Origin of the sequence: Microcoleus sp. Pol17C6, from assembly GCF_036701145.1 — a bacterium.
Lineage (GTDB): Bacteria > Cyanobacteriota > Cyanobacteriia > Cyanobacteriales > Microcoleaceae > Microcoleus.
Map to the genome: position 1 here is coordinate 1 of NZ_JAUBQH010000073.1, position 21,484 is coordinate 21,484.

Annotated in this window: 20 protein-coding genes; 7 read left to right on the top strand and 13 right to left on the bottom strand. The window is 46.1% G+C overall.

Annotation, left to right across the window (positions count from 1 at the left end; genetic code table 11):
- The 3 genes from QUA25_RS25185 to QUA25_RS25195 all read right to left on the bottom strand — a co-directional run.
- A partial coding sequence (locus QUA25_RS25185; RefSeq protein ID WP_333042052.1) for a two-partner secretion domain-containing protein occupies positions 1-2,543 on the bottom strand: 2,543 nt, incomplete at its 3' end.
- Positions 2,544-3,373: 830 nt separating this feature from the next.
- Positions 3,374-5,131, bottom strand: a complete 1,758-nt coding sequence (locus QUA25_RS25190; protein ID WP_333042054.1) for a DUF3352 domain-containing protein — start codon at positions 5,129-5,131, stop codon at positions 3,374-3,376.
- A gap of 322 nt (positions 5,132-5,453) precedes the next feature.
- The gene (locus QUA25_RS25195; RefSeq protein ID WP_333042055.1) at positions 5,454-6,545 is read right to left on the bottom strand and encodes a hypothetical protein; all 1,092 of its coding nucleotides are present in this window, start codon (positions 6,543-6,545) and stop codon (positions 5,454-5,456) included.
- 263 nt (positions 6,546-6,808) lie between these two features.
- On the opposite strand from QUA25_RS25195, the gene QUA25_RS25200 reads away from it, so the two are divergent.
- Positions 6,809-8,047, top strand: a complete 1,239-nt coding sequence (locus QUA25_RS25200) for an LL-diaminopimelate aminotransferase (protein ID WP_333042056.1) — start codon at positions 6,809-6,811, stop codon at positions 8,045-8,047.
- Between the two features lie 247 nt (positions 8,048-8,294).
- Here the strand turns inward: QUA25_RS25200 and QUA25_RS25205 are convergent, their stop codons facing one another.
- The 3 genes from QUA25_RS25205 to QUA25_RS25215 are packed head-to-tail and all read right to left on the bottom strand — an operon-like array spanning position 8,295 to position 10,733.
- Complete coding sequence (locus QUA25_RS25205) at positions 8,295-9,758, bottom strand: SAM-dependent methyltransferase (protein ID WP_333042057.1); 1,464 nt, start codon at positions 9,756-9,758, stop codon at positions 8,295-8,297.
- Positions 9,755-10,480, bottom strand: coding sequence for a restriction endonuclease (locus QUA25_RS25210; protein ID WP_333042058.1), 726 nt, complete (start codon positions 10,478-10,480; stop codon positions 9,755-9,757). Before QUA25_RS25210 ends, QUA25_RS25205 begins: the two co-directional genes overlap by 4 nt.
- A 10-nt stretch (positions 10,481-10,490) precedes the next feature.
- On the bottom strand, positions 10,491-10,733 hold the full coding sequence (locus QUA25_RS25215; RefSeq protein WP_333042059.1) for a helix-turn-helix transcriptional regulator: 243 nt from the start codon (positions 10,731-10,733) through the stop codon (positions 10,491-10,493).
- 216 nt (positions 10,734-10,949) lie between these two features.
- On the opposite strand from QUA25_RS25215, the gene QUA25_RS25220 reads away from it, so the two are divergent.
- A complete protein-coding gene (locus QUA25_RS25220; RefSeq protein WP_333042060.1) occupies positions 10,950-11,213 on the top strand; it encodes a hypothetical protein in 264 nt (87 codons plus the stop codon).
- Between the two features lie 165 nt (positions 11,214-11,378).
- Positions 11,379-12,020 carry a Uma2 family endonuclease gene (locus QUA25_RS25225; RefSeq protein ID WP_333042061.1) on the top strand — a complete coding sequence of 214 codons (642 nt, stop codon included), beginning with the start codon at positions 11,379-11,381 and terminating at the stop codon, positions 12,018-12,020.
- Positions 12,021-12,064: 44 nt separating this feature from the next.
- Here the strand turns inward: QUA25_RS25225 and cofH are convergent, their stop codons facing one another.
- Positions 12,065-13,210 carry a 7,8-didemethyl-8-hydroxy-5-deazariboflavin synthase subunit CofH gene (gene cofH / locus QUA25_RS25230; RefSeq protein ID WP_333042062.1) on the bottom strand — a complete coding sequence of 382 codons (1,146 nt, stop codon included), beginning with the start codon at positions 13,208-13,210 and terminating at the stop codon, positions 12,065-12,067.
- Positions 13,211-13,350: 140 nt separating this feature from the next.
- On the opposite strand from cofH, the gene QUA25_RS25235 reads away from it, so the two are divergent.
- Complete coding sequence (locus QUA25_RS25235) at positions 13,351-14,568, top strand: glycosyltransferase (RefSeq protein ID WP_333042063.1); 1,218 nt, start codon at positions 13,351-13,353, stop codon at positions 14,566-14,568.
- 113 nt (positions 14,569-14,681) lie between these two features.
- Complete coding sequence (locus tag QUA25_RS25240) at positions 14,682-16,472, top strand: glycosyltransferase family 39 protein (protein WP_333042064.1); 1,791 nt, start codon at positions 14,682-14,684, stop codon at positions 16,470-16,472.
- A gap of 422 nt (positions 16,473-16,894) precedes the next feature.
- On the opposite strand, the gene QUA25_RS25245 is transcribed toward QUA25_RS25240, so the two are convergent.
- On the bottom strand, positions 16,895-17,038 hold the full coding sequence (locus QUA25_RS25245) for a hypothetical protein (RefSeq protein ID WP_333042065.1): 144 nt from the start codon (positions 17,036-17,038) through the stop codon (positions 16,895-16,897).
- A gap of 151 nt (positions 17,039-17,189) precedes the next feature.
- Between QUA25_RS25245 and QUA25_RS25250 the strand changes: the two genes are divergently transcribed.
- Positions 17,190-17,447 (top strand): helix-turn-helix transcriptional regulator, encoded by a 258-nt coding sequence (locus tag QUA25_RS25250; RefSeq protein WP_333042066.1) that lies wholly within the window; start codon positions 17,190-17,192, stop codon positions 17,445-17,447.
- A gap of 221 nt (positions 17,448-17,668) precedes the next feature.
- Here QUA25_RS25250 and QUA25_RS25255 read toward each other — a convergent pair whose 3' ends face one another.
- From QUA25_RS25255 to QUA25_RS25265, 3 genes are all read right to left on the bottom strand, one after another.
- The gene (locus tag QUA25_RS25255; protein ID WP_333042067.1) at positions 17,669-17,941 is read right to left on the bottom strand and encodes a hypothetical protein; all 273 of its coding nucleotides are present in this window, start codon (positions 17,939-17,941) and stop codon (positions 17,669-17,671) included.
- A 47-nt stretch (positions 17,942-17,988) separates the two neighbouring features.
- On the bottom strand, positions 17,989-18,594 hold the full coding sequence (locus QUA25_RS25260) for a DUF3318 domain-containing protein (protein ID WP_333042068.1): 606 nt from the start codon (positions 18,592-18,594) through the stop codon (positions 17,989-17,991).
- Positions 18,595-18,814: 220 nt separating this feature from the next.
- Positions 18,815-20,356 (bottom strand): nucleoside transporter C-terminal domain-containing protein, encoded by a 1,542-nt coding sequence (locus QUA25_RS25265; RefSeq protein ID WP_333042070.1) that lies wholly within the window; start codon positions 20,354-20,356, stop codon positions 18,815-18,817.
- Between the two features lie 220 nt (positions 20,357-20,576).
- Here QUA25_RS25265 and QUA25_RS25270 point away from each other — a divergent pair, with 220 nt between their 5' ends.
- Positions 20,577-20,867 carry a hypothetical protein gene (locus tag QUA25_RS25270; RefSeq protein ID WP_190661770.1) on the top strand — a complete coding sequence of 97 codons (291 nt, stop codon included), beginning with the start codon at positions 20,577-20,579 and terminating at the stop codon, positions 20,865-20,867.
- A 105-nt stretch (positions 20,868-20,972) separates the two neighbouring features.
- Here the strand turns inward: QUA25_RS25270 and QUA25_RS25275 are convergent, their stop codons facing one another.
- On the bottom strand, positions 20,973-21,167 hold the full coding sequence (locus QUA25_RS25275; RefSeq protein ID WP_333042072.1) for a hypothetical protein: 195 nt from the start codon (positions 21,165-21,167) through the stop codon (positions 20,973-20,975).
- Between the two features lie 54 nt (positions 21,168-21,221).
- A complete protein-coding gene (locus tag QUA25_RS25280; protein ID WP_333042073.1) occupies positions 21,222-21,461 on the bottom strand; it encodes a hypothetical protein in 240 nt (79 codons plus the stop codon).
- Positions 21,462-21,484 lie beyond the last annotated feature (23 nt).

Sequence of the window (21,484 nt, forward strand, 5' to 3'; positions counted from 1 at the left end):
GCTGGTGGCAAATTTGAGACCGGCGCTGGATTTTGAGTAATTGTTGGTGCTGGTGGCAAATTTGAGACCGGCGCTGGATTTTGAGTAATTGTTGGTGCTGGTGGCAAATTTGAGACCGGCGCTGGATTTTGAGTAATTGTTGGTGCTGGTGGCAAATTTGAGACCGGCGCTGGATTTTGAGTAATTGTTGGTGCTGGTGGCAAATTTGAGACCGGCGCTGGCGTCGGCGTTAATGTTTGTGCTGGTGCTGGCGCGGGTGCTGGCGCTGGTTCCGGTGCTGGTGCTGGTGCTGGTGCTGGTGCTGGCGCTGGTGCTGGTGCTGGCGCGGGCGCTGGTGCTGGCGCTGGTGCTGGTGCTGGTTCCGGTGCTGGTGCTGGCGCTGGTGCTGGTTCCGGCGTTAGTGTTTGTAAAGGTGCAGGTGCGGGCGCTGGTTCCGGTGCGGGTGTTGGCGCTGGTGTTGGCGCTGGTTCCGGTGCGGGTGTTGGCGCTGGTGTTGGCGCTGGTGCTGGTGCGGGTGTTGGCGCTGGTGTTGGCGCTGGTGCTGGTGCGGGTGTTGGTGCTGGTGTTGGTGCTGGTGTTGGTGCTGGTGTTGGTGCGGGTGTTGGTGCTGGTGTTGGTGCTGGTGTTGGTGCTGGTGTTGGTGCTGGTGTTGGTGCTGGTGTTGGTGCTGGTGCTGGTGTTGGTGCTGGTGTTGGTGCTGGTGTTGGTGCTGGTGTTGGTGCGGGCGCTGGTGTTGGTGCGGGTGCGGGCGCTGGTGTTGGTGCGGGTGCTGGTGTTGGCGCGGGTGTGGGTGCTGGCGCTGGTTCCGGTGCTGGTGTTGGTGCTGGTTCCGGTGCTGGTGTTGGTGCTGGTGTTGGTGCTGGCGATACTGAAGAAGCCGTAATGTTAATTTGGGTCGGCTGTACTATCTGAGGGTCGGGGCTGAAATAACTTCCCTGTGTAATCACATTTTCCTTCTTTGGACCCCCAGTGGCAATGCTGCCAGCAGTACCGTTGAGTTTGTTATAGTCGGGCCCGATACTGAAAAGAGTGTTCGAGGCTTCCCCGCCGTGGCGAATGGTGATATCTCCACCATTGGCGCTACCAGTCGTGGATGCGGAAATGCTGCAAGCTTGCGACAAGCAGTTGTTTTCGTTTGTGAAAGTGCCTGTAGCTCGGAAATTACCGCCGGCTGTAATGTCAATCTCTCCTCCGCCTGTTCGGCCTTCGGTGTTGATATGGGTTACTTCGATGTCGTCGCGGGCGTTGAGAGTGACTGCGCCTCCTTGTTTTTCTTCGGAGTTGGCGTCTATGAACCCTGTTTGAATGCTGCTTGAGGGTGCTGCAATAATAACGTTTCCGGCGTTGCTGGTTTTGTCGATCGAGCTTGCGTTGATATTGCCTGTTTCTACTTTTCCTGTACGGCTGGTGACGGTGATGTTACCGCCTGCGGTGGTGTCAGAGTGGGAGTCGAGATCGGCAGTGCTAATGTCTCCACTAGCTTCTAGGGCGATTGGGCCACCTTGGGAACTTGTCAGGTTTCCGCTGACTACAATGCTGTTGGCTGCTTGAATTTCGATCGCCTGAGCGTTTGCATCTTTTAGTGCCACGTCCCCTGCAGCTATTGCTCGGTTAGAGGCCGTGAGTACCACTTCACCGCTGGCATTGACGCTGATGCCTGTAGCGTTTGTTTCACCGATGCCTGTGAGCAGTTCGGGCAAGGATGCGATCGAGAATGTCGAAGCTGTGCTGGATCTTTCTGTGGTGCTCGTCGCTGAGGGCGGCTCGATTTCCAAACTCAGCAAATTGCCTCGCTGGCTGACGCGCACTAAATTTGTCCCGGAGACTGATGCTACGGTAATTTGACCGTCTGGGGCAGAAAGGCTGCCTGTGCTGACAACGGTACCGCCGAGCAAAGTTAAGTTCTGTCCTGACTTGACTGCTAAGTCTGCCGTGCTGATAATTGCCCCTGCCTGATCGGCCCCAAAAGAAAAGGAATTGGGCGCGCCTGTCAGAGATGTGTAAGTGCTACTACCGACAGCGTTAAACGAGTTAGAACCAAATCCAATAGCGGTGGCGGTGGTTGCTGTGAAAGAAGCCGGCACGTTTAAGCTGGCACTGTTGCCAAATATGATGCCGGATGGATTCATCAGAAACAAGTTAGAATTGCCGCCGGTTACTTGAATTAAGCCGTTAATAATCGACGGGTTTCCGCCGCCTATGCCCGCTAAAATGTTGCGAATGTTGGGGTTTGATATAAAGTTGGCAATCTGATTTTCCGACAAGCCGAATTCTGTAAAGCTGTGGAAAAGATTTTGTTTATCGCTCGATAATTGTCCGCCTTCAATGTCGAAGCGAGTTGGCTGCCCAGGAGTTCCATTTTGGGGTGCGGGAGTGACTGTTGTGTTCGTTCCTTCTGCCGCTGGAACAATGGTTTGACCTTCGGCTTTTGCTTGCAAAAAGTAAAGATTTATTAAGATAATTGGCAGAGAAACTGCCAGTTTGCTTATTCTTTTTTTCGACAGGAATTTAGCCTTTATTTGAATATTTTTGGCGGTTTCCATAGGTTTTTAATGGGTAAAATATATACACAGAAATTAGGTAAATAAACCTAGTTTCTCTGAAAAATTGGAGTTAAAGGCTGTATATTTATGAAGCTAGCGGGTTTCGGACTGCAAGTGCGTTCCCGACTCACTGAGGAAAATTTCCCTGTAAAATTTGCCTCTGCATTTGCAATTCCCCGAGCGTATCTTCTCCACAATCTAAATATAACTCGCAATGCCTAGAAGCTGTATCTTCCGGATGACATATAAAAAAGCTGGCTTTCCTAGACGCACTCCGACCCCTAAAAACCGTTTTTTTTTACATTAGTGAGAGTTTGAAGGAAGTATGGCTGTTTAAAAAATCGGCTTCTGCGCCCAGAACTGACCGGGAAAAATCCACGTAAAAAATTTTTCCTTTCCTTTTATAAAAAAGAACAAAAAAAGCCGGCTCTACAATTGCCGACCCTTAAAATGCTGACAAAAATAAGAAGTCCAAGACGCAACGCGTACCTAAAGTGTAGGGTGCGTCAGAAACGGTCGATTGCTTCTTCATTCCTGGACGCAGAAACCCTGTTTTTTTACGAAAACACTTCGTTGCAGCCCCAGGCTTAAAAAACTCGGTTTCTTTGGTAGTCGTGGACGCGAAGCTGCATAGAAACCGGGTTTGTTAACGAAAATAATTCGTTGCAGCCTGCAGAAACGATAAAAAAACCCGGTTTCTTTAGTCTGTATCCGTAAGTCCTGTCCTTGCTTCTTCCTTGTTCCTTCTGGCGGCTGCCTTTCGGTTTTAATCTGTCGCCCTGTTGCTGTTTAATGGGGTGTCCAGGCGGATTTTTTGAATGATTTAAGAGTTAGTTGGGAGAAGTTTGGACGGTGGGCGATGGACTGGGTGAAGCAGGGCGCGGTGAAGCAGGGCGCGGTGAAGCAAGGCCCGGTGAAGGAGTGGATTGGTTGGATTTTTTGAGGCCGACAAAAGCGTCGTAACGGGTGGTACGATCGCCAATGACGGCCGCTGTAACGCCGATCGACCGCGTGGCGTCTATCCACATTTTTTGGTTGGGAGGAAACTCCGGCAAAGCTAGGTTTTTCGGGTTAAACGCACTCTCGATGTCGATGAAGAAATTGCCGTTGTGGGGTTTAAGTTGCGATCGTACAGTTTTCTGGAACAGTTCGCTGCTTAAAAGCGGACTTTTCGGTTCCGGAACGATCGCATCAACCACGGGAGCTCCTACTGTCATAAACGCTACATCGTTCATCCAACCGCGAGTTACCGTAATCCCTCCAAACGGCGATGTCCATTTTGTCGCAGGTTTGCCGCCGACTTGAATTTCCTCAACTCTAAACCCTTTCATTTTCATCGTTTCATCAAGCTGTTTCAGGGATTTGTTGGCAGCGCCCCGGTTGTTTGTTTCCACCATAAATACAAATCCGGCAGCAAATTTGTCTCTGGGATTCTGGGCGGGCGCTGGTATTAATGATAGAGAAAATTCTCCCGCCATCCAGTTCATCAAGTCTTTATCTAAATCCATGCCGGTAGTGGATTTTAAACCTGTGCGTAAAACTTGGGGATTAATCGGGGAAATCGGGTTTGCCTCGGCTCCCACTACGTAGTCTTGCCACAAACGCTGCAAGTTGCCACCGGATACCATCATTATTGTATTGCTTGGCAGGCGGTTAACCATTTTTAGAGCATTGTTTTCTACTGCTATCCTTCTGGTAGAATCTGGTTTTAACCAAGAGACTGATTTGAATCCAATTCCTTCTGCTTCCAGCGTCGCTGTGGTGGCAAATCCCTGATTTTGTTGCAGTTTTTCGAGGTTTTCTGGCGAAATTTCACGGGCTGAGTTGGCGGCAGCATAGGCGGCAGCAACGGGCATATTGACGTAGATTTGAGCGAAGGCGCCCGGACTTTTTATTTTGTCTATGGCGTCTGCATAACCAGGGGTTTTTGCTAGGGATGGTTCGCCTTTGTAGGTGTCGATTATTCTGTCTGTAGCGCTAGGATCTGTGGTGACTGCTAGATAGTTGGTGCCCAATACCGCGACGGAAAAATTGCGATCGGGTACGCCTTGAGTTTCTGTGACTTGCACGCCTTTATAATTACGCTCAACTATTTTTCCTTGGCTGAGAGGCCTGGGTTTTGTTAATAATTCTTTGGCTTTGAGCGGGTTGGCAATTGGCAGGATAATTGCCACTGACTGTTGAATTGGCGGAGATGGGGGCGTATTGGGTGGGGGCGGGGGGGCTGGTATAGCTATTTTGTTGCGGAGAAAAGCCACCATTGCTGTGTTACCCACCCAGGGTTGAATGTCTTGCTGGTAGGCGTAGCCGTTGCTTGTGAGGAGGCGATCGCGCATTTCGCTTAAAAACCTCTCAAACGAAGCTTTTGACTCGGGCGTGCCAAACTCTCGCAGTCTATTCCACTGCGATTGATCGGTGCTGATGGATAGGGCCATCATCGTATCTTGCGGGACAACGGTTGCCCCCGCCGGCAAATCTTTGGCTGGCCCACGGGAGAGGATGAGGTAGTAGGTGACAAAGCCTAAACCGATCAGAAGTGTGGCGGCTCCGATCGTAAACAGCAGGGAAGATTTATCTTTCTTAAACATTATTCGTAAGGTTCGGGTGCTCGCAACATCATAAATTATATTGGCGATTGGGCATGGGGGATTGGGCATGGGGCATGGGGCATTGGTAAGTTGTTGTTTTTTATTTGTTATTAGAAAAACTACTAACCAGTAACCACTAACCACTATAGTCCTAGACGCAGAAACCCTTTTTTTACTAAATACTGGATTTGAGCGTTGAATCCTGGTAAAAAACCTGGTTTCTTTGGAATTTACGCATAAGCCCTACATTAACTACTCCCGATGCCCAATTCCCGATGCGCGATGCTTTTAAGCCCGATCCCCAATTTCCCATTCCCTGATGTTAGTTTCTGGCCTTAAAGTCTTTAAAGATAGTTTGAAACGAGTACATCAGCCGGTGGACATCGTTTGTGGCTCTCGGAAAAATGTTTAGTTCCCATTTTTTGCGAGCGGTAGTTAGCAGCTTTGCTACGGATTGGGAGTAACTGTTAGAAATGAAATAGCTGCCGCCTTCGTAGCGAATATCTGACGCTAAGCCGATAAAAGCACCAGCCATTTCTAGTTTAAGTTCTGAGGTGCTGTGTTCGGATTTTACTGCTAAAATTACCTGCGAGTGCCGGGGTTCGCGGTTGAGCAAGCGACAGATATTTGCTTCTTTTTGGTACAAAATTAACACGTTGCAGTTGTGCAGAACTCCGGCTCTACCTTGGATTTTTACTCCTAGGTGAACTTCTAGGGGTGGTTTTTCGGGAAATTCCACAACAGCATGAGTGTATGGATGTGCAGTGCCGTGAATTTTTCCCGCTGTTTTTCTAAATGTTAAATATTTCGGTGTTTCGTCGTCTAAAACATTGTTGTAATAAATAGTACCGCCTTCATTAGCAACTGCTTTTAGCAGAATAGTGAATAGGTAAGTGTCAAAAATTCTGGATTGTTCTGCTGCTGTATTAAACTCGGGATCGATCGAGCTTTTTAATTTGCTTTTAATTTCGGAATTTATGGCGTAGTTGCTGGGCCCGGAGGGCAGTTTTTCCAGCAAGTGCTTGAGGGCGATCGCCTGTTTGTGGCGGGGGGCTGTGACGCTGGAGGTAAACTCAATTGTTTTGGCAGTTTCGGCACCTGAATTGGCAAAGGTAATTTTTGTGCCGAGGGGAGAGGTTTCTGATTCTACTTTCAAGAAATAAGCAATTTCGTCTTCCATTTCGGAAGTGTTGACCGTCGCTTGTTCGACAGCATCAATTAACAGCAAAAGTTGTTCTTTTGCGGTATAATCTTCTATCTTGAGGAGGGGTGTTTTTCTTTTGAGCGATCGCTCTTCAATTACTTTGCCTATCTCGACAGTATCTGCTACTTGTTGAACTACCCAACCTAAATTAAACTCATTCAGAATTGCCGCCAGTTCTTGATAGAGTTTGGCGTACTCGATCTCGTCCATAATTGTTTCTGCGCTGCACACTATTCTGATTATACAAGGTGATTTGATTTTTTGGTCAATGGCTGGTCAGCAACTAGGCAGATTGGCTGTGATGGCGGAGTATCGAAGTGTTTGAGTGTCCGAGTCGGGAAAATCTTTCTCTTCCCCGAACATCCATCCGTCACATCCCTTAAATCCCGTACATTGCTCGTTGCCGAACTTGCTGCTGCTTGAGAGAGACAATTGGGAGTAAGCTATTCTACGACATTTGTAGCGATCGAACTATGGCAACTATCAACGACAACTACCTCAAACTCAAAGCCGGCTACCTGTTTCCCGAAATTGGGCGCAGGGTGAAAGCCTATGCGGAGGCGAATCCCGAAGCGCCTATCATCCGGCTGGGGATTGGCGACGTGACTGAACCGCTACCGGAAGCTTGCCGCCAAGCGATGGTGAAGGCGGTGGAAGATATGGGCTCGCGGGATACCTTTAAAGGATACGGCCCGGAACAAGGTTATGAGTGGCTGCGGGAGAAAATTGCCGAGCACGATTTTAAGTCGCGGGGATGCGATGTTGATGCTTCGGAAATCTTTATTTCTGATGGTTCTAAGTGCGATTGCGGCAATATTCTCGATATCTTTGGCAACAATAACACGATCGCAGTTACAGATCCAGTTTATCCCGTGTATGTAGACACTAACGTGATGGCCGGACACACGGGAGATGCCAACGAAAATGGCGAATACGGCGGCTTAGTTTACCTGCCAATTACAGCGGAAAACAATTTTACTGCGGAAATTCCCACTGACAAAAAAGTCGATTTAATTTACTTGTGTTTTCCGAATAACCCGACCGGGGCAACTGCAACGAAGGAACACTTGCAAGCTTGGGTAAATTATGCTAAAGCTAACGGTTCAATTATTTTCTTCGATGCGGCTTACGAAGCGTATATTACCGATCCGAGTTTACCGCATTCTATCTACGAAATTGAAGGAGCGCGGGATTGTGCGATCGAATTTCGTTCTTTTTCCAAAAATGCTGGTTTTACGGGTACTCGCTGTGCGTTAACAGTTGTACCGAAGACTTTGACTGGAAAAGCAGCAGATGGTTCCGATGTCGAAATTTGGAAGTTGTGGAACCGCCGCCAATCTACTAAATTTAACGGCGTTTCTTACATCGTGCAGCGCGGTGCTGAGGCGGTTTATTCAGAGGCTGGCAAGGCACAGATTAAGGCATTAGTCAATTTTTACATGGAAAATGCTGCGATTATTCGCGAGAAATTGACAGCGGCGGGAATCCAGGTTTTTGGTGGCGAAAATGCACCTTATGTGTGGGTGAAAACGCCTCACGGTTTGTCGAGTTGGGATTTCTTTCAGAAGTTGCTGGAAACTTGCAATGTGGTGGGAACTCCGGGTTCTGGTTTTGGTGCGGCGGGTGAGGGTTATTTCCGCATTTCGGCGTTTAACAGTCGGGAGAATGTGGAGGAAGCGATGAGACGGATTGTGGAGAAGTTTAAGGTTTAAAAGCGCGAGAGATAAATCTTTTTGGGCCGGGATATTCGGCCCACCCCCCAAGAAAATTGATCTCTTCTGGAACAGGCATCTTGCCTGTTCATGCAAATGCTGAAAAATGTGAGTTATAATCAGCCTACTCCCGAATTTTCAGGCAGCCACTCCACAAATTCCTCGAAGTTTACGAGCTTGGGTAAAGTTATAGTTATAGGTTTTCAGAATTACTGATAATATAAATTATATCTCTATCCATCTGCGTTTATCTGCGTGCATCTGCGGTTACAAACTCCCAATCTGCCAGTAGTGCCAGATTCAGACAATTTAAAATACTGGATTTAATCGGGCGCTTTTCATCCCAAAATATGATCGCTGAATAAAAGTTAATCGCCGCCGGTGAATTCAAAAGCTCAAAAGTTTGACGCGCAACTCCCTCGTCGTCAAAGCCTAGAAAGTAAACAGTATCATCAAAAACCACAGGTTTATCAGCTATTTCACCGATCAACCTAAAATCCAGTTTTTTATAAAGCCCGCAAATCGCAATTTTCCAAAGTTTGAAGGTATAATCGCCAACTCCAAAAATCGAAAATCGAGGGTTATTTTGATAAATTTTGCTTTTTCGATTATCTAAATATTGCCCGCAATCCTCCAGATAGCGCCCGGTTTTAGGAGCTATTTTTTTGATATTTTCAGTTGACTCCCCGATAAATTTTTGAGTAATGAGCATATATCGATCGGTAGCATTAATTCGATTTTGAGCAACACCAGAGCCTTTGATTAGCGGAAACAGATAAGTGTCCTCAATATCGACAACTTCTCCGAATGTATTTACAAAATAATTGTCTATTTTGCGAAACTCCATCACGTTAGAACAGTCGTGCTTTACACCAGATCGCCATTTTGTCCCTGAATTCACAGCATATAAATTACTCACTTTACTGAAAGAATTTATATCTTTAACCAAGAGATTGTTGTGATATCCAATTCGGTGACAGTCTGAAGTTTCTAAACTGCTAAATACATCGCAGAAGTAGTTGCGCGAATGAGCATCAAATTTGCAGACTAACAAACAAGCATCAACATTTGCATCAAAATATTTTTTAGCATCTATTTTGTAAGTTGCACAGTCAGCGAGATTGAGTTTTTGAGAGTGAAGGTAATTCAATAACTTTCTAGCAGTCGAAGTCTTGCAAAGCATCGCTAGATCGGCATCGCGCTTTTGCAGCCATTGCACCGCCTGAATCAGCATCCATTCTGAGATATCGAAGTTACTCTTACCTGTGAGAGCATCTAAGCCACTGTGATTTTGAAAATTGTTTTTTTTAGGTAAATTTTCGCTACCAATAGTTCCTTGTTGCGAGTTGGTCACCCACGGAAAGTTGCCGAGTACAAGCAGTCGAGTGCTACACCGATCGACTAATGATTTCCAATCAAAATCAAAGAAATCTCCGTGCCAAATATCGCATCTCTCATCCGGAAATAATTGCTTATTTAGTCGGACTTCTTTTAAGTAATTTTGATTTATTTCAACCCCGATAATTTTGGCTGCGGATGGAAACGAACGTACAGCAGCTTGAATAAAATTACCGATACCGCACGTCGGCTCAATTATGGTGCCAGGATTGACATTAAGTTCTACTAATTTTTGACATACCATCTCGGCTAATGCCGGCGGTGTCTGAAAATCGCCGTATTCTAGTTGGGTTTTGCGATTGTTAGAACTCATTGGTTAGATTTATAAACTGCGATAACACCTTCCTGTTGTCCGGCACGCTCAATGACCCTTCCATACTGAAGTCGCCATTGCAACGCATTAGAAATGGTCAAAAAACCTTGCAAGGGTGGGTTTCTCAGTATTTCGTCTGCAATGTTACCTGCTTCAATTTCGTCAACAGGTAGATTTTTGTCAAACATGAAAGCAAGCAAATCATCTTTATTGCCTTCGTTATCTAAAATATAGCGAATTCCACGGGTCATTTGAAAATCTGCTGTTCTTTCGGCACTAACGTAAATTGTATGCAAAATATTCAGCGTTGCAGTTCGGATGGTACTGTTGTCTGTCTTTTCGTAAACAAAGATAATCAATGAATATCCCAGCCCAAAAATCTTTTGCCTTGCAGATTTGAAAGGACATGACGACTGCGGTTGCCTAACACTTGTTACCTTCACGTCAACCAATATCCCTGGGAAATCGATGCCGCTTGCTGAATTGCCATCTATAAATTCATATTGCTGCTTGAGATAGAGTCTGAACTTTTGCTCCAAATATGTTCCAACAGCCTTTCCGTCTGTGATTCCGTAAAGCAGAGGTTCCGGGTGTTGAGACTCGGCTGCTGAAAATATTGCCGCCTCAGAACAAAGAATTTCTACGGTCAGAGTTGTCATTTTGATGAACCACCACATTTTTAATTGGCTGAGAAGGTAAACAGTATCATTATTATTTGCCACTCTTAATATTCTATCGATCGCCCTCGCTGGGAAAACCAAATTGGTCTGGTAATTCATCGGAAGTAATTTGCAAAATCTTTAACAACTTCTTGTATTGAACAGGCGTTAGCTTCGGTACCGATCGCCCCGATTCCCAGTTCCTTACCGTCGCTTCCGTGACTCCAAGTGCTTCTGCTAGCTGCTTTTGAGTCAAAAACCGCTGAACTCTCAGTCGCATTAGGGGCGATCGCTCGGCTCTTTCTGAGATTTCCATAGGCTATTTGTTACTTTATGTTAAATATATTTACGCTTTTAGCAAATATCTTGACGCATACCGTTATTTGATTTACGCTTATAGCACTAGAGATTAGACAGCACCAGCTAAGCCACTTGTGCTGTAGGGGAATTGCTGTCTTTTCTTCAACTTGTTATTGTACGCGGTTTTACCGTTACAAAGCATCAAACCTATCCAAAATTATTGGTCAAAGCTATGTTGCAAGATTCATCATCGAACCAAACATCGCCCAATGTTTTAAACAACCAAACCTTGGAGGCCGATCGCGAAGCAGTCCGTCACGTCATCATCGGTTCGCCGCTGGGGGTACGCCGAACTATCCACCAACTGCACGCCTTGCGCTACGAGGAAGCTGTTCGTTGGACTCATCCGATCGCCATTCCCGACAATCGCATCATTATTACACCGGAACAGGGAGAAATCATGAGTCTGTTAGTCAAATTAATCCGGCTGCAATGAAGTCATAAATGTGCGATCGATGTTTCTAGAATTGACTCAAAAGTGCGATCGCAAATCTCTTCTCGTTGCCGTGCTAAACTCAACAGATATATCCAAAAACTCTTGTGGGGTAGGCATCCTGCCTCCCCTTGGCACAAACTTAACAACTAGCTCGCAATTCAGCTTATGATTGTTATCACGCCCGTGCTCAAACCTGTTAGCCAGATCGAGCTTACTCCCGGTAGTGTCGTAACTATTCCAAATGTAGGTTGGCTGGAATTAGAGTCGATTTTGGAGGAATTAGGGGAAAAACGAAGAACCAGAATTGCCTACAGCAACAGTACCTTAGAAATTATGGTTCCCTTACTAGATCGGGAAATTCCGAAAGATTTAATTTCCGATATTGTAAAAATTTTACTCAAGTCAGCGGGCAGAAGATATGAACCTTTTGGTTCTACTACTTTCAAACGGGAAGGTGCAGCAGGAGTTGAACCTGATGCTTGCTTTTATATTCTCAATTATCAGCGGATGATTGGCCGCCGCCGACTTTTACCGGATGATCCGCCGCCGGATTTGGCAATTGAGACGGATGTTACTTCTAAAACTAAGATCGATGCCTATAAAATTATTGGAGTTCCAGAAGTCTGGGTTTACGACAGCGGCCGACTTCGCATTTATTTGCTGCAAGATGGAGAGTATGTAGAATCGGATATTAGTCGGAATTTTCCAGAAATTGCGCTGGCCCAACTGATTCCGGCTACAGTGGAACGTGCTTGGCAGGTTGGAAATTTGCAAGCGCTAGAAGAATTGGAAAGTGCGATCGGCTAAACTCGTAGCAGACGTTACGCACTTCGGACTTCGCATCCAAAAGATCACACACTTACTGCCAAATTGTCAACCCCTAAAGGTCGATAAATTGTATCTCTTTGCTGATAACTCCGCCCCAAAGAACGAATCGCATTTTGCAAATCTTCGACAGATTGACAACTGCCGCCAACCGCACCGGCCATCGTTGTAATATGCTCTTCCATCAACGTACCGCCGATGTCGTTGCAGCCCCATTTCAGCGCTTCAGTAGCTCCATCTAAACCTAATTTTACCCAACTAGGTTGGTGATTGGAAATCAAATTTCCCAAGAAGATTCTCGATACAGCGGTGAGTAACAATGTATCTGCTAAAACTGGTTGGTCGCGCCCGACTCGACTCCGCAAAGGAGCCGGTGCTTGCTGTCCGACAAATGGTAGTAAAATAAATTCTGTAATGCGTGCCCCATAGTTTTGGTCGATCGCAGTTTGTTGGAGCGATCGTACTTTTTCTAAATGCAAAACCTGCTGTTGGGCCGTCTCAATATGCCCGCAAAGCATCGTACTCGTTGTCGGCAAACCCAGACTGTGAGCAGTTCCCACAATTTCCAGCCAAGTTGCCGAATTTAGTTTTTCCGGGCAAATCACCCGTCGCACAGAATCGTCGAGAACTTCCGCTGCGGTTCCCGGCATCGAACCGACTCCTGCATCCCGCAAAGCCGAAATTACATAGCTGAAACTAAGATTATCTTGTCTGGCAATAAACTCTATTTCTTGCGGCGAAAAAGCGTGCAAGTGCAACTGAGGAAACTTATCCTTAATGGTTTTCACCAATTGCAGATAATAAGGCAAAGATGCGCCGTTGAGCTTAGCTTGAATATTTAAGCCGCCCTGCATACAAATTTCCGTCGCACCCCGCTGCACTGCATCAGTTGCCTTTTCCTGAATTTGAGCTGCATCTAACCAAAAAGCGCCCTCATCTCCCTCGTCGCGGCGAAATGCACAAAAACTGCAATGCTGCTCACAAATGTTAGTAAAGTTAATATTTCGATTGATAACGTAGGTGACAGTATCCCCTGATTGTCGGCGGCGGAGCAAGTCAGCGGTTGTTTGAATAGAAGCTCGCGCATCTGGCTCTGTTTGCTGCAAAAGTACCAAGGCTTCTGCAGCAGAGATGTTATAACCTTGTAAAGCTCGATCGAGAATTGCATCCACAGTTTTATTTTTAACTCAATTACAGAATTACTGACTAGAATTAAGGCGTTTTTATATTTTAACGAATCAATTATGGAGGAACGATATTTTACAATCTCAAGTCTTACAAAACCATCCTTTATTTTTTGCTAAATGAAATTATGGGCCTCAACCAAGCAAATCACCTCTTGCCAGTGCCGTCTGGGCTTTTGCGAATTCCTGCTATAGAGACTTTCAATTCAAATTTTACAGAGGCCGACACACCGCCAATTTATTTTTCCCTCGTCATTCCCACCTACAACGAGTGCAAGAATGTCAAGAGTATTGTGGAAAAATTGAGCCACTTGCTTGATGGCAGTATTCCTGGCAACTACGAATTAATTGTAGTCGATGACAACAGCCCCGATCGCACCTGGGAAGTCGCCCTGTCCCTGACACCGGAATATCCGCAATTGCGGGTGATGCGTCGGGAAGAGGAGCGGGGACTTTCTACAGCGGTGATTCGCGGGTGGCAGGCAGCTCGGGGGGAGGTTTTGGGCGTCATCGATGCCGACTTGCAGCATCCCCCGGAGACGCTATTGCAGCTTTTAGCAGAAATTCAGCGGGGAGCAGATTTAGCTGCTGCCAGTCGTCACGTGGGCGAGGGCGGGGTGAGCGACTGGAGCGTTGTCAGGCGATTTTTATCGCGAGGCGCTCAAACCGTGGGGTTGGTGATCCTGCCGGGAGTGGTGGGCCGAGTTTCCGATCCGATGAGTGGCTATTTTATGGTGCGCCGCACTTGCATAGCCGGCAAAACCATGAATCCTGCTGGTTACAAAATATTGATTGAAGTGCTCGGCAGGGGCGACATCCGCTGGATTGGAGAAGTTGGTTACGTGTTTCAGGAGCGGCAAGAAGGGGAGAGCAAAGTTACCTGGAAACAGTATATTGAGTATTTGCGACATTTGCTTCGGTTGCGGTTTGCCCGCTGGCCGATGGGTCGATTCCTGCGGTTTGGCGTGGTTGGTTTCAGCGGCGTTTTTGTGGATATGGGAGTTTTTTACCTGCTGCGGACTGTCCTCGGTTTGGGGCTGACTCGCAGTGCAATCTTTTCTGCTGAAGTGGCAATTATCAATAATTTTTTGTGGAACGATTTGTGGACTTTTGGTGATATTTCTAAGCGGCAGCCTGGAAAGCGCCAGCGCTTGAAACGGCTGTTGAAATTTAATGTGATTTGTTTGATTGGCTTGATTATGAATGTGCTGCTGGTGAATGTGCTGTTTAATGTTTTTAAGGTAAACGAATATTTGGCTAAGTTGATTGCGATCGCAACTGTGACTCTGTGGAACTTCTGGATCAATATGAAGCTGAGTTGGCGGGTGACGGACGTTCAAAAATAGTTGTTAGTTTGGCTATTCGTTAGTTGTTAGTAGTTATTGGCACTGACAACTAAAAACTCCCAACTGACAACTGACAACAGCCAACTGCCAACTGCCTTGAGATGAATGAATTAATGATTAAGAACAAACAACTGTTGTTGCTATTTCTGTGGACGGCGATCGCCTTTATTTTGCGCTTTGCCAATTTGGACTCGAAACCGCTGTGGACAGATGAGTTTTCTACTCTAGTTTTTAGCTTGGGCAACAGTTTTCGAGGGGTGCCGATCGATCGCGCGATCGACCTTTCTACATTATTACAACCGCTACAATTGCGCCCCGATGCTGACACCGCCGACGTGCTCCGCAATTTGCTGCTAGAAAGCAACCATCCACCAGTATATTTTATGCTCGCTCATTGGTGGATGCGACTGTTTGGGCCGACCGAGGATAGTATAGTTTGGATAGGGCGAGCTCTTCCTGCATTATTGGGCGTGATTTCAGTTCCCGCTATCTACTTTTTGGGCAAGTTTGCTTTTAATTCGCGTTTAGTCGGTCAATGTGCTGCTGCGATGATGGCAGTTTCTCCCTACGGCATTTATCTCGCTCAAGAAGCTCGCCATTACACTTTAGGAATATTATTAGTGATTGCCTCTCTTTTTTGCCTCACATTAGCTGCAAAAAAGCTGCAACAGCGCGCTCCTCTGCCTATTTGGGTGGTGCTACTTTGGGTAGTTGTTAATTGTTTTGGAATTGCCGCTCACTATTTTTTTACACTGGCTTTGTGTGCGGAAGCAATAGCATTAATTGCTGTAATCTGGCAGCAGTTTCATGGAAAGTTGCCAATTGACAACAGCCAGCAGCCTAATATTTGGCAATTTCAAATCCTCTGGCGGTTTTTCGCAGTAGCGATCGGCACTTTGGCTGGCGGTTTAGTTTGGCTGCCGGTATTTTTGTCGAATAAATACGGCAGCGAATTAACTAATTGGATTGTCAGTGGCGATCGCACATTTTTAGATTGGATCGCGCCGATTTTTCAAGCTTTAGCTGGATGGATCACTGTCATGTCTCTGCTGCCGGTGGAATCGCCCAATTTGGCAGTAGTAGTTGCATCGGCGATCCTAATGACAATATTTTTTATATTGGTGCTGCCCATCCTGTTTAGCGCTGTTAAAAATTCCTTAAAACGGCCCGATACTCGTTTAGGTACTGTTATTTTCGGCGGATTTGTGCTAGGAGCAATTTTCCTATTTTTCAGCTTTGCATATATTCTCGGCATTGACCTCACTCGCGGCGCACGATACAATTTCGTCTACTTTCCGGGAGTAATATTGCTGTTAGGAGCCACCTTGGCGGTTATTTTTAACACACCTACAGCAAAAAGTCAATGGTTTAATTTACGGGCGATCGAAGTTCCGGGCAAAAAAGCAGTGGTGCTAATTTTAGCAATGGGTTTTTTTAGCGGTGTCACAGTAAATTCTAATCTCGGCTATCGCAAATATTACAAACCAGACCTTTTAATTCCGATTATCCGCGAAGTATCGAAAGTTCCCGTGTTAATTGCCACTACTCAAAAGACTCATGTAGAAATAGGAGAGTTGATGGGGATAGGGTGGGAATGGGAAAGAAGTTCGGCAAAGGATTTTGTAGCGGATGTCACGAATGTAACGGATGTTAGGAAGAAAGAAGAAGTTAAAGCCTTGGATTCTCCGCGGTTTCTTTTGGCTAATCACAGAAGGGATGCGCCGGAAATAGTGGCAGGGACACTTGACAAAACACTCAGTCAATTAGAACTTCCGCTGGATTTGTGGCTGGTTAATTTTCGCGCACCTGTCAATCTAGAAGCACAAAAGTGTCAGGTTGAATCGCGCGAGTTGCCTGCGGTGCATGGGTATGAATATCAAGTTTATCATTGTTCTAGCTCATAGGTAAGGGGCGATCGCGCAGGGATTGCCCCTACCAAGGCGGGAACTAGACCGTCACTAAGAGTCAGCAGCCAAATGTTTAATTAAGACGCTCATCACTTCACCTGGATTTTGAGTTGGGACAAGCGGACTCCAGTCAGAAACGCAGGCAAAATTATCGCGGTGAAAAGAATGAATGACACGGGAAACAACAGGACGAGAACTGATAATGAAAAGTTTCAAGAGTTCTTGGTTAACTGAAGTTTGCAAGTTTTGTTCTTTAGCAGGGGGCTGATTGAGTTCGGTAGTTGGATTGTCAGGCCCAACCTCGAAAGCAAGTATTAATTCGGTAAGTACATGGACAGAAATATTTACACAGATATAATTTTGTAAGGCTCACAGGAAGAGAATTTCAGATTCTATTTTGTGTAATTAATTCTGTCCAACTACTTATTGGGTAGCATTTGCCGGATGACTTTCAGGGAAGATTCAGCTTCGCTGCGGCTGCGAAATTGCGCGACGGGTAAGCGCTGAAAGTTGGGCAGCAGTCGGTAAATAATCCAGGCATTCGGAGTTTCTGGGGTGTTCATGGCTGTATTCTAAATTGGGTATGTTTGCCCATAGGAATGTGACAGAATTGCACCTTTTATTTTTAGTGCAGTCTGTTCTGGCTATGGCTGTGCCTATCACAAGCTAGTTAAGCGCTTAATTTAAGCGCTTAAATTAATCTGTTATAATAATATGGTAAAAAAAAGGCAACGTCAACGGCAACCAGAAAATGAGTTGCCTTTTCGGAGACTGCGGGAGGATGCTAACTTGAGCCAAGAAGAGTTGGCTGTGCGGATGGGGGTGTCGGCTTCGTCGGTGCGGCGATGGGAAAAGGGAGACGAACCTACGATGACTGTTCGGCAAATGAGGGATTTTTGCCGTTTGGTGGGGGTATGTTTTGATGACTTGCCGGATTATCTCAGTCGGCGAGTAGATGAGGAGGAGTCATAGGGGGATAGATTGGTCATCGCACTTGCGATTAAAATAATTAAAATAAGTGCGTTAGCGAAGCTTTCTGCAGGGATCGATCTTTCATTTCAGTACAAATTTTGTGGCAGAGGTAGCCGATCAAACTTTTAGTAACTCTCAGTATGCTCAACTTTCTGATTGAATTAAATCGCCAGCAGGTGGATGTCGTTTTATAGCAGGGATTTGACGGCGAGCGGACATTTCTACACAGTAGGCTGAATCTGGCCCAAGAAAAGATTGCGGACAGTCCGATTGACAAAACTGAGGTAATCGTCGATTTCTTCGTAAAGATTGAGTTCTTGTTCTTCGTCAGGATTTAGAGGCAAAGTTTGTTGTTTTTCCCACAATTCTTGGATGCTATTTTGGACAGCAGTGTAGGCTTTAAAAATTGGTAGGCCTTCCACTAATTCAATTCGTACAGCTCCTTCTATAGGTAGAGTATCGCGCAGGTTTTCCAGTTTTTGCAGGATTAGCATAGTTGTGGATTTTATCGGTTTCCGTCTTGATTATATTTACGTTTTTGTCAATCTTGCCTGACACTATCGGGCACGCCCACGGCCGAAATACCCGATATCGCCTTTAAATTCTGACACCGAATCAACTCATTAAAATCCAAACTGCGCCCCTCAATCTGCGCCACAGCCTCGATCGCCCCAAGCAAATGTCCGGCCGCTTCCGCTTCGTTGTAGCCACGCCTTCCCGCTACTCTAATCGCCCCCTCGTCAGCATCTAACTCTACTTGGGAACTGCGGTTGTCGCGCCAAATTCGAGTCATGGCGAGTCCCGTCAAACCGCCCGCGATCGCAGTGCCGATCGCATCTCCCTGCAACAATTCTACAACAGTCCCGACAATTCCCGCCAGAGCCGCACCTTGATAAATATCCGGTTTAAACCACTTAAAATTGCACAGAAAACTGACATTCCGCAATAGCAGTAAATCCCGCTGCGGCTTAGATAGCAGCCGCCACAAATCAAAATTAATATAAATCGGGCGAGATTGATTCCAAGGCAAAGGAAAATCGCAGTCAATTACCGTTGATTGTTGGGGCTTATTAATAATTTTACACATCATGCGGCCGGAAGCGGGCATCACATCTAACAGGCGGCGAATTTCTGGATCTGGATTCATATTTTTTGGGAATTGGTTATTGGTAATTAGACCTATTGCAGAAAATTTTGATTAATATGTCAACCGCAGATTTAAGGCAGATAAACGCAGATAAACGCAGATAATTTTTAGATAGTTTGGGAATGCTTGCAATTTGAGTCTAATCTGTAGGGACACGGCATTGCCGTGTCCTTTTCCCATAGCTCATTTAAGGGCTTTTCTTAGAGTCTGATTTGGGAGATTATTGAGCTTTTGGAGTTGCTTTTTCACTCTTCGGCGAAGGCTTCGGACTGGCAATTGCTGGGGCAACTGATGGCTTTGAATTAGCGGTTGGGGATGGCAGTGATTTTGGAGAATCAGGGGATGTTAGCGGGGCAGCAGGGGCTGTTTTAGCGCCTAAAATGCTGGCGTCTCCGGTGTCGAAGGTACCCGCGATGCAAGCGATCATCATTGTCGCTAAAGTGCCGACAAATAATGCTTTCCAACCGAGTTCGGAAATGTCTTTGCGGCGGGATGGAATTAGGGCGATCGTACCGCCGACAAATATGCCGACGGAGGCTAAGTGGGCGAAGCCGGAAAGGGCGTAACTGACAATTAAAACTGTACGAGGGCTCACCAGTCCTTTTGCCCCCGCTTCTGCTAAACTTTGATAGGGCGGAATGGCTGTTTCTAATAGCCTGCGACCGATGATTACTGATGCTTGCCAAGAGTCGTCAATGGAGACTCCTGTTAATAGCGTCAGGGGATAAAATAAAAATCCCATAATGTTGGCTAATGTGACAACTTTGAAAAAGCCACCAATTGGGCCTGGCAAAATTGCCAGCCAACCAAAGAATTGATTAATTAAGGAAACTAAGCCTAAGATTAAAATCAAAACAGCGGCAATTGCCACTGCCATTTTTACACCGTCCAATGCACCAATTATCGCGGCATCCAAAGGGCTGACTCGTTCGATGGGTTCTCCGCCCACTGTCTCTTGTTGGCGGATCTCACCGTCATTTTCGGCAATTTCTTCGCCCACAAATTCGCGACCTTTAGGCTTCCGTTCTTCCTTGGGAATGCCGCCCATTGTCAGCGGCACGCCTGTTTCGGGTACTAAGATTTTGGAGAGAACAAAACAAGCGGGAATGGCGATAATTGAAGCGGAAACTAAGTGTCCTAAAATATTTGGAAAAACTGGCTTGAGAAAACTAACGTAAATTGCTAAAGTTGAAGAAGCTGCCGTCCCAAAACAGCAAGAGAGGATTGCACAAAGTTCCGAACGAGTCATTTTCGGCAAATAAGGCTTGACGACAATTGCCGCTTCAATTCCTACGAAGATATTAGCAGCGCCGCTGAGGGCTTCTGCGCCGCTCAACCGCATAGTCGTATAAAAGATTTTTGCAAAAAGTTCGGTGATAATTTGAATCACGCCGATGTTGTATAGCAAGGCCATGAGGCCAGAAAAAAAGATGACTGTCGGTAAAGCTCTAAAGGCAAAAATATATCCTAAATTAACTGCCGGATCTTTACCAGGTATCGGTACAACATTACTTCCGAATACAAACCTCGCTCCAGCGTCAGCAGCGGTGAATACTCCATCGAGTAAGCCAGTAAACCACTCTAGGGCGATGCGAGTTGGGGGGAACAGGAATACTAAAAATCCTAAGACTAATTGCAGTCCAATGCCCCAGGTGATGACGCGCCAAGGTATATACTGAACTTTGCGATTTTCTGAAAAAATCCAGGCGATCGCACATAAGCCAAAAATGCCCAGAAACGAGATAAGATTGTAGATAGACATGAGCCTAGTCCTTGAAATAGTTGAGAATGCCGATCGACGGTTTGCACCACATCAGTTATACTATTCATCTGACGGCAAATACTAAAAAAAATAACGGGCAGATGAATTACGCATTCAACAGCGTACTTATGTCATTGCTTAGGTCATTCCGAACTCTGCGGATCTTTAGCAACCCTTGATTTGCCGTAATTACCAGCAGTTTAGATAGAAACTCTAACACATGGAAGCTTTTGCTCCACATCCTCCTGAATGGACTGCGACGGCGGTTCACGCTAATGAGTTTTGCTGCCCCAAGTGTGGCGCTAGCTGCACGGATGCCGCTGAGGTCTGGATTAATCGGCGATCGCCAGTATACACCGAGTTCAACCGCCGCAAGTGGCAAGAATTTTACCGCTGCCAGTGCGATGGCGTTTGGTGGGCTTGGAGTAACGATAGGCCTCCTTCTGAACTTGTGCGTCGCGATCAGAGTTCGGATGACAGCCCGGATGACGGCCCGGATGATGATTTTTAGAACGGTGACAGAATTTTCGCTTTTCGCTTTTCGATTTTATTTAAAATTAGGCTAAGGTGCGCCTCGGCGCACCCTACATTTAGATAGGTTAGCGCCAGTTATCAACTAATTCATCACGTCAAGTATTCCCTTGACTACGCCTTCCATGACTCTTTCAATTAAGCTCAATTCATTTTCGCCGATCGACTCATTTAAGAGCATTGACTGAATTCGGTGTCTGTCATCGCGAGTCAGTTCGCCTGACGAAAATATCCGTTCTACTATTTGTTCAGTTAGAAATGGGAAAGCTGGAGTTTGCATGGTTGGTCTCTAAAAGCATCAATATTTTGTTTTTAACTTTATTAGAGGAGCCAGTTATGGTGTGGGTTTTTGCTGTTCCACCCAATCAGTGATCGAATAATAAAACTCTGGGGGGATTTTGTCAATACACTGGCGACAGATAAATACAAAATTTGCCTTAAATTTCCGACATTCTGGGAACGGGTGGTTTTGGAGTGCGATCGACTGATCCCCTGTGCCTGCAAAGTCGATTCGCCCCGGCGGTGGCGGTGTTTGATCGACATTTTTAAGTTTATTGGCACTCTGGCGGAACATTACAGCTCAAAAAAAATCAAAAC